Origin of the sequence: Bacillus sp. ChL18 (assembly GCF_026241425.1) — a bacterium.
Lineage (GTDB): Bacteria > Bacillota > Bacilli > Bacillales > Bacillaceae > Bacillus > Bacillus velezensis.
Genome location: NZ_JAPHWE010000001.1, coordinates 877,300 through 891,449 on the forward strand (window position 1 = coordinate 877,300; position 14,150 = coordinate 891,449).

A 14,150-nucleotide genomic window follows, 5' to 3' on the forward strand; every position below is an offset into this window, starting at 1 on the left:
TAATAAGGTGAACATCTTTACCTTTTTCTGTATTGATGTTATCGTTTAAATATACATAAAATTTAAAAGAATAGGGAGTGGAAAGATGGCAAATGTATTGATGATCGGCTTTCCGGGAGAAGGCCATATCAATCCGTCTTTAGGCGTCGTAAAAGAACTGAAGGCAAAAGGGGAACATGTCGTATATTACGGCGTGAAGGAATATGAGAACAAAATCGCGTCAAGCGGAGCGGAATTCCGTGAATATGAAGATTTCCGAAAAGATGAATTCGGAAAAAACGCAACGGGTGATGAACAGCGGGACGCTACCGAGTTTTTGCTATTAATGATTGAGACTTCCAAAAAAGCCGCACTCCGTATTCTTGAGGAAGTAAAAGATGAATCCTACGACTACATCCTGTATGATCATCATTTTCTGGCAGGAAGGCTCGTGAGAAACCAGCTGAAACTGCCGGCATATTCACTTTGTACGACATTTGCAATGAATGAAGCATTTATTAAAGAAGTGTTTTCAAATACAAACCTTGTATCAGAGGAATCATCTCATTATCCGGCTTATACCGAAGCGGTCAGCCGGCTCAATGAAGAATTCAGCGCAGACATTAAAACGCCGTATGATATTTTCTCAAATGACGGCAGAAAAACCATCGTATTTACTTCAAGAGCGTTTCAGCCGAAAGAAGAAGAGTTTGGCGATTCTTATCTCTTTGTCGGTCCGTCCATAACTGAAAGGGCGGCGGCTCAAGATTTCCCGTTTGAACAGCTTGAAGGAGAAAACGTCCTGTTTATTTCCATGGGCACGATTTTTAACAATCAGAAGGAATTGTTTAATAAATGCTTAAAAGCGGTCAGAAACTTTAACGGAAAAGCCGTCATGTCAATCGGCAAACATCTTGATCCGGCGGAGCTTGATGAAATTCCTGAGAATGTCATTGTAAAGCCTTATGTTCCGCAGCTTGAGATCCTGAAGAGAGCGGACTTATTTATCACTCACGGCGGAATGAACAGTACGAGCGAAGGGCTTTACTACAAAACCCCGATGATCGTCATTCCGATGGGCGCAGATCAGTTCGCCGTCGGAAGCCAAGTGGAAAACACGGGCGCGGGCAAGATGTTTAAAAAAGAAGATGTAACAGCGGAACTGCTCACTGAAGCAATAAAAGAATTGAGCGAAAATCCTGAATATCAGACAAAAGCTTCTGAAATCGGAGAATCCCTGAAAGCGGCCGGCGGAGCACAGCGTGCAGCGGAATTGATAGCAGAAGACGTGAAAACAACCGAGACCCGGGTTCTGTAATCAGCCGTCACCCGCTTCCTAAAGGAAGCGGGCTTTTTTTGATTGTTTTTCGGGAGGATTTTTCACGCCGTAAAGAGAATTGTATGAAAAACAGACAAGAAAGGTGGAATGTCGCGGAAAAAAGCCATGTTATGAAAATGATTCCAAAGTCTTTTGTGAAATTTTCTCAATTTATGTAAAATGTGTGGCATTGGTGATGATCTAAGGCCAAATGAATCGGAATTAATGTCGACTTCTGAATGAATCCTGCATAACAGGCGGCGTCCAAAGAAAAGGAACGTCCCTTTCAGCAATGATAAATAGGAGGTTTTTCGTTATATGAAGAAAAAAATCGCAGCCGGTCTGGCTGTATCTGCAGTAATGACTTCAACCTTCGCCGTGCATCCCGCTGAAGCAAAAACCATTCAAGTAAAAAGCGGCGACTCTCTTTGGAAGCTTTCCCGGCAATATCATACAAGTATTTCAGCCCTGCAGGCGGAAAATAAACTCAAATCAACGATACTCCACCCAGGACAGCGGCTGCACATTCCTGACGGCAGCGGCAAAACCGGACAAAAAGGAAAACGAAGCACGGGTGCTTACACAGTTACATACGGAGACTCATTATGGGTGATCGCAAAAAAATACAAAATGAGCGTTTCTGAGCTGAGAAGCCTCAACCGTTTGAGTTCAGATGTCATCTACCCGGGCCAAAAACTGAAAATTAAAGGGTCTGCCGGCGGCACGGACGGAGGCGGCAGACAGACAAAGCCTGATAAAGGCGCATCAGGGACTTACACTGTGAAGCCGGGTGACTCGCTGTGGAAAATTGCCAATCAAACCGGCATCACCATCGCCGAACTGAAAAAGCTGAATCAATTAACATCAGACATGCTGTATCCGAATCAAGTATTAAAGATCAAAGGTTCTTCACATAACGGAAACAGCGGCACAACACCGCCATCTCATTCAAACCCTTCTGAGAAGCCATCCACTTACAAAGTAAAAGCAGGCGATTCCCTCTGGAAAATTGCTAATCGGTTCGGCATCACCGCTCAGCTCATCAGAGAAAAAAATAAATTGACAACTGATGTGCTTCAGATCGGACAAGTTCTGGTGATTAACGGAACGGGAAAAACAGAAGATCCTGTGCGGCAGCCGGATAACAAACCGGCAAAGCCAAACAAGCCGAATACTCCCGAACCTCCGGTGACAGGGTCAAAGATTGACAGAATGATAGGCGAGGCGAAAAAACATGTCGGCGTGCCTTACCGCTGGGGAGGCAATACGCCTGCGGGCTTCGATTGCAGCGGTTACATCTATTACCTTTTAAATAAGGTAAGCTCTGTTTCCCGTCTGAGCACGGCCGGATATTGGAATACGATGAAACATATCAGCCAGCCGTCAGCTGGCGACTTCGTCTTCTTTACGACATATAAAGCGGGCCCTTCTCATATGGGAATGTATTTGGGCGGAGGAGATTTTATTCACGCAAGCTCCTCCGGGGTTGAAATTTCAAACTTAAGCAATCCATATTGGAAAAAAGCGTATTTAGGAGCGCGCAGTTATTTTTAAAAAAAGCCTTTCGGGGCTTTTTTTGTTTACCATTTTCACGTTTTGACAAGACTGATGGGTAAAAAAATAAGGGGGAGGAAGCATGAATCGTCTCTTGCTTTTTCTCATGCTCGCATCAATTACGCTTTGCGGCTGCGGGGAGAGACCCGTTCCTGTTCCGCCCAAAAAACATGGGGAAAGCCGCGCATTGGAAGCATCTGCATACCGTGAGCATGCCGTACTCATCAATCAAAACGGAAAAACGATCGGATATATTGAAGTGAGGGAATCTGATGATGAAGGGTCAGACATTCATATATCAGCGGGGCATCTGCCGCCCGGCACTTCTCTCGGATTTCATATTTATGAAAAAGGGACTTGTCAGGCACCTGATTTCGAATCAGCCGGGGGACCGTTCAACCCTTTGAACAAAGAACACGGCTTCAACAATCCGATGGGTCATCACGCCGGGGATCTCCCCAATCTTGAAGTGGGGGCCGACGGTAAAGTGGATGTCATTATGAACGCGCCGCAAACTTCATTAAAAGAAGGGAGCAGACTCAGCCTGCTCGACCGGGACGGAAGCGCGTTCGTCATTCATGAACATACGGACGATTATTTAACAAACCCGAGCGGAAATTCCGGAGCCAGACTCGCCTGCGCTCCCCTGACAAAAAGCGCCCGCAGGGAATGAGCCCTTTTGTATTGAGTATACAAGGGCTTTTTTAGTATACTCGGTTATGGAATACAAATGGAAAGGAAACATCACCTATGACTTCAGAATTACAGCACCTATCACTTCCGGAAGATATACAAAACAAACTGCAGGCTTATCAAAATCATCCCGTTTCCCAAGAATTTCAGGATTTAATCGGATCATCAGGCTATGAAGCCGAAGATAAAGCGATTGTATTCGATGCCGTCATCGCTTTGACAATGGGAAAAAATATCTTATTAAAAGGACCGACGGGTTCAGGAAAAACAAAATTGGCGGAAACGCTTTCGAACTATTTTCATAAACCGATGCACAGCGTCAACTGCTCCGTAGACCTCGATGCAGAAGCGCTTGTCGGCTATAAAACGATTGAAAATGAACAGGGACAGGCGACAATTGAATTCGTTCCCGGACCTGTAACAACCGCAATGAACGAAGGACATTTTTTATACATTGACGAAATCAATATGGCAAAGCCTGAAACCCTTCCGATTCTAAACGGCGTGCTTGATTACAGAAAAATGATGACAAATCCCTTTACAGGAGAAGTGATTAAGGCAAGCGAAGGATTCGGTGTTATCGCCGCGATTAATGAAGGCTACGTCGGCACCGTTCCGCTGAACGAAGCCCTTAAAAACCGTTTTGTCATCATTGATGTTCCGTATATTAAAGGAAGCCTCCTGAAACAGGTGCTGACCTCTCAGTCTGTCTTAAAAGATGAGAAATTAATTGAACGCTTTATGACGCTGTCTTCTGATTTAATCGCACAAGCGCATAACGGACAAGTGTCAGAAGAAGCGGCGTCCATCAGGGCTCTCATTGATACGTGCGACTTGGCTGCGTACATCCCGCCGAAACGGGCGATTGAAAGAGGCATCGTGGAAAAACTTGACGACGACAGGGAAAAAGCCGCTGTCAGAAATATTGCAGAAACGCTGTTCGAATGAGGGACATACAATGAAGTTTATCAAATTTAATGACAGCACGATTGATTCGTTTTTGTTCATGATGCTGACTGACCTGGCCAAAACACTGACCAGAAGCAGTGAAGTTGAAGTGGAATATGGCGTGCAGTCTTACTACAATCCCTTTGAAAAGAAGATTTACATGAGCCACTTTTGGAAAGACCGATCAGCCGGGGATATGGAAGCCGGCCTGAAAAGCGATGTCTATTTGCGCGCTGTCGGAACACGCAGCAGCTCATTTCGGGAATTTGCGGGGTTTTTAAATGACGTTCACCGGCACTTCACCCGCCAAAGCTTTGCCAAGCAGCTGTTTATGCTGCTCGAGGATATCAGAATTGAAGAGCTGATCAAAAAAGAACGGCCGGGAACGAAACGTGTTTTTCAGAAGCGGAGGGAGATGTACAGGAAATATTTCACGACGCAGCTGACATTGAATTTAGAACGGAGCATTTTCACCGACGCTTTGTATTGCGCGATGTTTGTCAAGCTGACGGCTGAGTCTCCGCTTGAAGGCATTCCTTCCATGCATGAACATATTGACATGATGATACCGTATATTGAACGTCAGCTCATCCGGGTGTATGAGGCGGATTCTACGGAACAAATTGCAAGAATAACGGAAGACCTCATGGAAGGCCTTGATGAAGTGCTTGAGAAAGATATGCTGAACACGTACTTTTTTCTGCCGGAACTTGATTACGAAAAAGCGGCTGAAGAGCCTTTATTCGAAAGCGTAAAAAAAGCGCCTTCGTTAAGTGACGATCTCACGCTCTCTGAGTCTTCCGACGGAGATGAAGAAATCCTTGAAGAGAAAATGAATACGTGGCACCGGGAAACCGAAGCGCCGGCAAAAAGTTTCCTTCAATTTGATATTGAGCACGGCGCGAAATCAGATCTTGGGAAAGACGCGGCCAGAGAAGGCGATGACGGTGACCAGGCGCTCGGCTCCGTTCAAGGTTCCGCACGTCAGACGAAAAGAGAGGATTACTCCAAACTGGAAGCGCTTGAATCCATTCAGGATGAACATGAGGGCGCGGGGCTGGCTGACGGAAAAGAAAACAAATTTGCCTTCCCGGTTTATCAAACGCCTCATAAAGCGTCTCCTGAAGAGGAGCAGTCTTATAAAGAACAGGCAAAAACGATAGAATCATATCAAAAACGCCTGAAGCAGATGATACAAAAAACACTTGAGCACAAAAAAACGCTCCCGCGGACCGACCTTCACGCAGGCCGGCTGAATCGCAAACTGATCCGCTATTTTACGGAGCGGAACCCGCGCCTTTTCTATAAAAAGCAGGATCCGTCCTCAGACATTGACGCCGTTTTTACATTGCTTGTCGATTGTTCGGCCAGCATGTTCGACAAAATGGATGAAACAAAAAGAGGGATCGTTCTTTTTCATGAAGCCTTGAAATCAGTGTCCGTACCGCACCAGATCGTCGGGTTTTGGGAGGATACGAACGAAGCGACTGAAACGAGCCAGCCGAATTTCTTCAATACCGTCATTCCGTTTGAAGAGTCGCTGCTGCAGGCGGCGGGTCCGCTGATCATGCAGCTTGCGCCTGAAGAAGATAACAGAGACGGATACGCCATCAGACAAATGACGAAACAGCTGATGCGGCGGAGTGAGGCGCAAAAATTTTTAATCGTGTTTTCAGACGGAGAGCCGGCAGCATTCGGATACGAACAAAACGGCATCGTCGATACGAGCGAGGCTGTCATCGAAGCGAGAAAAAAAGGGATAGAAGTCATAAATGTTTTTCTGTCCAATACTGCGATAGAAGAATCACAGATGAAAACCATTCAGGATATGTACGGAAAGTACAGTATTTTTGTTCCGGATGTCGATCAGCTGCCCGATGTGCTGTATCCGCTCTTGAAAAAACTGCTTCATAAAAGCATAGGATAGGCTTTTTCCTATGCTTTTTCGCTTTTTATTTTAAAATGATTTAATTTTTTCGGTATTGATCTGTTTTTTTTACTATTTTGTGAACAATCAAGGTAGAATCCAAACGCAATCAGTGGTAAAATATCCTTGGAAGCGTTTTTATTACATAATTTTGGGCACAGCGTTCAAAAGTTATTTCAAGATAGTGAATTGATCACTTGATTATCTAGGTTGGGGGTAATATTCAAATGTTTCAAAATAATATGAAACAAAGAATGAATTGGGAAGATTTTTACGGACCGAACCTCGGCTATGCACTGGAGCTGTACGACCAATATGCTGAAGATCCAGACAGCATTGATCCGGATCTGAAAGACATGTTTGACGAACTCGGCGCTCCGCCAAGCCAAATAAAAGAGGCATCGGGAACAAAGGAACAGGGACGCGTCACCGCAGATCTGATTCAAAAGATCGCAGCAGCAGTTAAACTTGCAGAAGATATTCGAACCTATGGCCATCTGAACGCTTCCGTCAATCCGCTCAGAAAGGATCCGAAAAAGAGCGAGCTCTTTCCGTTATCCGAGTATGGGCTTACAGAAGAAGAAATGAAAGCAATACCCGCGTCTGTCATCTGTAAAGACGCACCTGCCAATATAACAAACGGCTTAGAAGCCATCCAGCATTTACGCAATACCTATAAAAGAACCATCTCCTTCGAGTTTGACCATGTGCATGATTTCGAAGAGCGCGCATGGATTACAAAAATGGTCGAATCCGGAGAACTGTTCCGGAAAAATTCACCGGAAAAACTGTCAGCCGTTTTAGAAAGACTGACGGAAGTAGAAGGATTTGAACAATTTTTACACCGGACATTCGTCGGTCAGAAGCGTTTCTCAATTGAGGGGTTAGACGCGCTTGTGCCGGTTCTTGACGACATTATCGCCCAGTCTGTGAAAGCGGGCACAACCAATGTCAATATCGGGATGGCGCACAGAGGCCGTTTAAATGTGCTTGCGCATGTGCTCGGCAAACCGTATGAGATTATTTTCTCAGAATTCCAGCACGCGCCGAATAAAGACCTTGTGCCGTCTGAAGGATCGACCGGCATCAGCTACGGCTGGACGGGCGATGTAAAATACCACCTCGGTGCAGACAGACAGCTTCAGGATGCTGAAACCAAAAGTGCGCGGATTACGCTTGCAAATAACCCGAGCCATTTGGAATTCATCAATCCGATTGTTGAAGGAAGCACGCGGGCGGCACAGGAAACAAGAACGCAAAAGGGGTACCCGGTTCAAGACGAAACAAAATCGCTCGCCATTTTAATTCACGGTGACGCAGCGTTTCCGGGAGAAGGCATTGTCGCCGAGACGCTGAACTTAAGCTCTCTGAAAGGCTATCAGGTCGGCGGGGCCATTCATATCATCGCCAATAATATGATCGGCTTTACAACTGAAAGCGATGAATCACGATCCACGAAATATGCCAGTGATTTGGCGAAGGGCTATGAAATTCCGATCGTTCACGTCAACGCGGATGATCCGGAAGCATGCCTGTCAGCCGTTAAATTTGCGGTTGAATACCGGAAGCGGTTCAATAAAGATTTCTTAATCGATTTAATCGGGTACAGACGGTACGGCCACAATGAAATGGATGAGCCGTCAACGACACAGCCGATGCTGTATGACGCCGTCAGAAAACACCCGACTGTCAAGCGGATCTTTGCGGAAAAACTCGTAAGTGAAGGTCTGATCAGCGAGGAAAAAGCGCAAAACATCGAAACGGCAGTGACAAAACGAATTGAAGACGCCTATAAAAAGGTGCCCGCCAAAAAAGAAGACGCTGTACGGGAAATTGAATTGCCGGAACCGGTGTCCAACGGTTTTCCAGACGTTGACACAGCCATCGACTTTGATGTTCTCCGCAAGCTGAACGGCGAACTTATCAACTGGCCGGAATCTTTTAACGTGTTCGGCAAGCTGAAAAGAATCCTGGAAAGACGTGCAAAAGCGTTTGATGATGATCGTAAAGTTGAATGGTCATTGGCTGAATCGCTTGCGTTTGCTTCCATTTTGAAAGACGGCACGCCGATCCGGCTGACCGGACAGGATTCAGAGCGCGGAACGTTCGCTCAAAGAAACCTTGTGCTGCATGACAGCGAAACAGGAGAAGAATTTGTTGCCCTCCATCACTTAGACGACTGCGCTGCTTCATTTACGGTGCATAACAGCCCGCTCTCTGAAGGATCGGTTCTCGGCTTTGAATATGGATACAACGTGTATTCGCCTGAAACGCTTGTGATGTGGGAGGCGCAGTACGGGGACTTTGCCAATGCGGCTCAAGTCTATTTTGATCAATTCATATCTGCAGGACGGGCAAAATGGGGACAAAAATCAGGACTGGTCATGCTGCTGCCTCACGGTTACGAAGGGCAGGGCCCTGAACACTCCAGCGGCCGCGTCGAGCGGTTCCTGCAGCTGGCGGCGGAAAACAACTGGACGGTGGCCAACCTGACAAGTGCGGCTCAGTATTTCCACATTTTAAGAAGACAAGCGAAAATGCTGCTTCGTGAGGAAATCCGCCCGCTTGTGATCATGACGCCGAAGAGCCTGCTGCGCAACCCGAATACGGTATCTGAAGTGCAGGAACTGAGCGAAAGCCGATTCAAGCCTGTCTATGAGCAGTCCGGTCTTTCCCATGCTTACGAAAAAGTGACTCGCGTCGTATTATCAAGCGGAAAAGTGTCAATTGATATCAGCGATCACTTCAACAAAATGGAAGGCGATAAGGATTGGCTTCATATTGCCAGAATCGAACAGCTGTATCCGTTCCCGGCAAAAGATACGAAGGAGCTTTTCGCCAAACTGCCGAACCTGCAAGAGATCGTTTGGGTTCAGGAAGAGCCGCAGAACATGGGGGCATGGAGTTATATCAGCCCGTATCTGACGGAAATCGCGCCAAAAGGAGTAAATGTCCAATACATCGGCCGAAGAAGACGATCCAGTCCTGCAGAAGGAGATCCGACAGTCCACAAAAAAGAACAGGAACGCATTGTATCTGATAGCTTGACTCGCAAAAACTAAGGGGGAAATGAAAAAATGGCGGAAATTAAGGTACCTGAATTAGCAGAATCAATCTCAGAAGGAACGATAGCCCAATGGTTAAAGCAGCCCGGTGATTATGTAGAACAGGGTGAGTACTTGCTTGAACTGGAGACGGACAAAGTAAATGTTGAATTGACAGCAGAAGAATCGGGTGTTCTAAAAGAGGTATTGAAAGATTCGGGTGATACCGTCCAAGTAGGAGAAATTATCGGTACCATTACAGAAGGCGCTGGCGAAAGTTCTGCACCCGCCCCTTCAGAAAGTGCTCCAGCCAATGAACAAACGAAAGAGGAAGCAAAAGCTGAACCTGCTGCACAAGAAGTCAGCCAGGAAGCACAATCAGAAGCGAAATCCAGAACGGTAGCGTCTCCGGCTGCACGCAAGCTGGCAAGGGAAAAAGGGATTGATCTATCACAAATTCCGACGGGAGACCCGCTCGGCCGCGTGCGCAAACAAGATGTGGAAGCTTATGAAAAACCGGCTTCAAAACCTGCGGCACAGCCGAAACAGCAGGCTCAAAAAACACAGCAAAGCTTTGACAAACCTGTCGAAGTGCAAAAAATGTCCCGCCGCAGACAGACGATCGCGAAACGATTGGTTGAAGTGCAGCAGACTTCTGCGATGCTGACTACATTTAACGAAGTTGACATGACGGCTGTTATGAATCTAAGAAAACGCCGCAAAGACCAATTCCTTGAGCAAAACGATGTAAAACTCGGTTTCATGTCGTTCTTTACAAAAGCCGTCGTGGCTGCATTGAAAAAATTCCCGCTCCTTAACGCTGAAATTCAAGGCGATGAGCTGATCGTGAAAAAATTCTATGACATCGGTATCGCTGTCGCGGCTGAAGAAGGGCTTGTCGTCCCAGTCGTGCGTGACGCTGACCGCCTGACGTTTGCCGGCATTGAAAGAGAGATCGGCGAACTTGCGAAAAAAGCGCGAAACAATAAATTAACCTTAGGTGAGCTGCAAGGAGGCTCCTTCACGATTACAAACGGAGGTACATTCGGATCGCTTATGTCAACACCGATCCTAAACAGCCCTCAGGTTGGGATCTTAGGTATGCACAAAATTCAGCTGCGCCCAGTAGCGATTGATGCGGAGCGCTCTGAAAACCGTCCGATGATGTACATCGCTTTATCATACGATCACAGAATCGTAGATGGTAAAGAAGCGGTCGGATTCCTTGTCACCATTAAAAACCTGCTTGAAGATCCGGAACAGCTGTTGCTGGAAGGATAATTTGAGACAGACAAAAAGTACACTGCCCTTACAAGCAGTGTACTTTTTTTATTGAGAGAAGGGGAGAATTTATATGAAAAGCTGTTATCCGCTTGAGATCGAATTTGAATATAATGAAGAATTGCATTCTATCACTCCGGTTCTTCTGCAAGACGAACATGACACGATATTAATAGACTGCGGATATCCCGGTTTTACAAACCATCTTCAACATGCTGCTGCCCGGCATGGAATGTCGCTTCATTCATTGACAAAAATCATTGTAACGCATCACGACATAGACCATATCGGCTCACTCGCTGCATTATACCGTTTGCATCCGGATGTCAGCGTGACAGTACATGAGCGTGAAGCGCCGTATATTGACGGCTCTAAAAAATCTTTACGGCTTGAGCAGGCTGAATCAACGTTTTGTTCATTGCCGGAGGATGCAAAGCCTTATGCAAAACAGTTCATCCGCTCGCTTCAATCAGTCGAATCGGCTCCAGTTCACCGGACAGTTACTGACGGCGAGCTGCTGCCTTGGTGCGGAGGCATTCGCGTTGTAGCCACGCCGGGTCATACACCCGGCCATATCAGTCTTTATCTGCCTGCTGAAAAAACAATGGTCACAGGTGATGCGGTCGTCATTGAAGACGGAAAGCTGAACCTTGCTAATCCCGGCTATACGTTACATATGGATGATGCGGTCCGTTCTGTGCAGCGGCTGCTCGATTACGATATCCGTCAATTGATTTGTTATCATGGAGGTTTATTTCAGGGGGATGTAAAAAAAGCGCTTTTGCGTCTGTTTCGTGATCTGCAGAATAAACAAGGATAGGAGCGGCAGCATCCTATCCTATCCTTGTTCAGTTATGAAAACGGAATCTTTGCCGTTTCTTCTTCTTTTTCGGCGCTGTTTTTCTCTTTTTTCTTAGACCAGTAGGTGGCAAGAACAGACCCCGACAGATTGTGCCATATGCTGAAAATTGCGCTCGGCACGGCTGACAAAGGGGAGAAATGCGCTGACGCAAGCGCTGCGCCCAGTCCGGAGTTTTGCATTCCGACTTCGATCGCAATCGCTTTTTGTGAAGCATAATCCATTTTGAACAGCTTTGCAGTCAGGAATCCTAACAAATATCCGATTCCGTTATGTAAGATGACGACAGACACAATCAGCAGTCCTGATTGAAGCAAATGCTCACGATTTACGCTGACGACAGAGGATACAATCGCTACGATGCCGATTACCGACACGAGAGGAAGCGCGTGCACGGCTTGTCCGACCTGTTTTTTGAAGAACAGCTTCACAATCACCCCGAGAACGATCGGCAAAAGCACGGCTTGCATTATGGAAACAAACAGTGAACCGAAAGAAACGGGGAGCCACTCTTTCGCAAACAGCATAATAAGTGCCGGCGTTACAATAGGAGCAAGCAATGTTGAGATCGTGGTGACCGCAACAGAAAGCGCCGTATTGCCTTTCGCCAAAAACGTCATGACGTTTGATGCTGTACCGCCCGGACAGCATCCGACCAGAATGACGCCCGCGGCGATTTCTGCGGGGAGGCGGAGCCCGATTGATAAACAGAAAGCCGTAAGCGGCATAATCGTAAACTGGCAAGCGACTCCGATCACGACATGCCAAGGCTTTCTGATTAATTCTTTAAAATCGTCTGCTTGAAGAGTTAGCCCCATCCCAAACATAATAATACCAAGGAAAATCGTCATATAAGAACTGATCCAAGAAAACAAATCAGGGTAGGCGAATCCTAAACCGGCAAAGACGATAACCCACAAGCCAAAGGTTTGGCCCGCAAACCCGCTTATTTTTTTCAGCCATTCCATAAACACAGCTCCTTTTACATTCAATCAATCAGTCAGAAAATATGACTGACTTTTCTGTATTCCATTATAAATAATTTTCTGAATAATTCAATATTAAATATAAGTTTTCAATAAAATTATTATGTAAACTAACATCTTCTTGACTATTCAGACATATATTCTTACAATTGATTTTTATACTGAAATGAATTGGGAGTGCTGAAGTGAAAGAAGCTAATCAATGGTCATCTAAGCTGGGATTTATTTTAGCTACGGCCGGCTCTGCAATCGGGCTCGGCGCAATATGGAAGTTCCCTTACGTAGCGGGAACCAGCGGAGGCGGCGCTTTTCTGCTTGTTTTTATTTTATTTACTGTTTTAATCGGACTGCCGCTTTTGCTTGCTGAATTTATTATCGGCAGAAAAACACAAAAAAACGCCGTTGAATCCTATAAGGCGCTCGCGCCGGGGAAAAAGTGGCACTGGATCGGATATCTCGGAATCATTACGTGTTTTATTCTATTATCCTTCTACAGCGTAGTGGGGGGATGGATATTAATCTACATTATAAAAGGCTTTACAGGCGGCTTATCGCTTTCTTCGGGATTTGATACGTTATTTATCGATACCATTTCAAATCCTTATGCAGCCGTTTTCGGCCAGCTGCTGTTTATCGTGCTGACGATTTTAGTTGTGGCAAAAGGGGTGAGCAGCGGAATCGAAAAGGTAAGCCAGGTGCTGATGCCGGCTCTGTTTATTCTGTTTATTCTTTTAATGATCCGCTCCGTTACGCTGCATGATGCAGCAAAAGGATTAAAATTCTTTTTTATGCCTGATTTTGGCGCGATGGATGCCAATACCATTTTATATGCGATGGGACAATCATTTTTCTCGTTAAGCGTCGGAGTGTCCGTAATGGTTACATACAGCGCATATTTAGAAAAAGAAGAAAATATTGTTCAATCCGCCGTATCGGTGACGGTATTAAATGTCCTTGTTGCTGTGATGGCGGGAGTGGCGATTTTTCCGGCGGTGTTTGCATTCGGCCTCAAGCCGGATCAAGGCCCGCAGCTGTTATTTAACGTGCTGCCGACCGTCTTTAACCAAATGCCGTTGGGCATCGTGTTTTTACTCGCCTTTTTGCTGCTGTTTTTATTTGCGACGCTGACATCGGCTTTTTCAATGCTTGAAATTTTAGTTGCTGTTTTGTCAAAAGGCGATTCAGCAAAACGGAAGCGGTATGCATGGATCGGGGGACTTGCTATATTTATTGTCGGGGTCCCTTCGGCGCTGTCGTACGGAATTTTGAGTGATGTTTCTATTTTTCACCGCAGTATTTTTGACGCTGCGGATTTTCTGGTCAGCAATGTCTTAATGCCGCTGGGCGCGCTTTTAATTGCCGTTTTCGTACCGCTGAAAATTCCGAAACAGATGCTGTTTGACGAACTGAAAAGCGGTTCCGGTATAAAACGAAAATGGTTTGCAGTCTGGCTCCTATTAATCCGTTATGTGGCTCCTGTAGCCATTATTATCGTTTTTCTGCACGTGCTTGGTATTTTTTAAACCAAAAGAAGCAGGCCCCCGTTCAAGACGGGGGCTTT

General features: G+C 46.0%; 10 protein-coding genes. 9 read left to right on the top strand and 1 reads right to left on the bottom strand.

The genetic code is table 11. The features are described from left to right. Positions 1-85: 85 nt before the first annotated feature. The 8 genes from OQ477_RS04670 (at position 86) to OQ477_RS04705 (ending at position 11,564) form a co-directional block, all read left to right on the top strand. The gene (locus OQ477_RS04670) at positions 86-1,297 is read left to right on the top strand and encodes a macrolide family glycosyltransferase (protein ID WP_265971566.1); all 1,212 of its coding nucleotides are present in this window, start codon (positions 86-88) and stop codon (positions 1,295-1,297) included. A 318-nt stretch (positions 1,298-1,615) separates the two neighbouring features. Beyond that, complete coding sequence (locus OQ477_RS04675; RefSeq protein WP_265971568.1) at positions 1,616-2,851, top strand: LysM peptidoglycan-binding domain-containing protein; 1,236 nt, start codon at positions 1,616-1,618, stop codon at positions 2,849-2,851. A gap of 82 nt (positions 2,852-2,933) precedes the next feature. After that, positions 2,934-3,524 carry a superoxide dismutase family protein gene (locus OQ477_RS04680; protein ID WP_265971570.1) on the top strand — a complete coding sequence of 197 codons (591 nt, stop codon included), beginning with the start codon at positions 2,934-2,936 and terminating at the stop codon, positions 3,522-3,524. A gap of 77 nt (positions 3,525-3,601) precedes the next feature. Continuing rightward, complete coding sequence (locus tag OQ477_RS04685; protein ID WP_044802213.1) at positions 3,602-4,492, top strand: AAA family ATPase; 891 nt, start codon at positions 3,602-3,604, stop codon at positions 4,490-4,492. A 10-nt stretch (positions 4,493-4,502) separates the two neighbouring features. Further along, positions 4,503-6,419, top strand: coding sequence for a vWA domain-containing protein (locus tag OQ477_RS04690; protein ID WP_265971571.1), 1,917 nt, complete (start codon positions 4,503-4,505; stop codon positions 6,417-6,419). A gap of 227 nt (positions 6,420-6,646) precedes the next feature. Further along, on the top strand, positions 6,647-9,481 hold the full coding sequence (gene sucA, locus OQ477_RS04695) for a 2-oxoglutarate dehydrogenase E1 component (protein WP_022553224.1): 2,835 nt from the start codon (positions 6,647-6,649) through the stop codon (positions 9,479-9,481). Between the two features lie 15 nt (positions 9,482-9,496). Further along, on the top strand, positions 9,497-10,744 hold the full coding sequence (gene odhB / locus OQ477_RS04700) for a 2-oxoglutarate dehydrogenase complex dihydrolipoyllysine-residue succinyltransferase (RefSeq protein ID WP_003153764.1): 1,248 nt from the start codon (positions 9,497-9,499) through the stop codon (positions 10,742-10,744). A 73-nt stretch (positions 10,745-10,817) separates the two neighbouring features. Beyond that, complete coding sequence (locus OQ477_RS04705) at positions 10,818-11,564, top strand: MBL fold metallo-hydrolase (protein WP_007407973.1); 747 nt, start codon at positions 10,818-10,820, stop codon at positions 11,562-11,564. Positions 11,565-11,596: 32 nt separating this feature from the next. Here OQ477_RS04705 and OQ477_RS04710 read toward each other — a convergent pair whose 3' ends face one another. Continuing rightward, the gene (locus OQ477_RS04710; protein WP_265971572.1) at positions 11,597-12,571 is read right to left on the bottom strand and encodes a bile acid:sodium symporter family transporter; all 975 of its coding nucleotides are present in this window, start codon (positions 12,569-12,571) and stop codon (positions 11,597-11,599) included. 203 nt (positions 12,572-12,774) lie between these two features. Between OQ477_RS04710 and OQ477_RS04715 the strand changes: the two genes are divergently transcribed. After that, positions 12,775-14,112 carry a sodium-dependent transporter gene (locus tag OQ477_RS04715; RefSeq protein WP_007407975.1) on the top strand — a complete coding sequence of 446 codons (1,338 nt, stop codon included), beginning with the start codon at positions 12,775-12,777 and terminating at the stop codon, positions 14,110-14,112. The last annotated feature ends 38 nt before the right edge of the window (positions 14,113-14,150 follow it).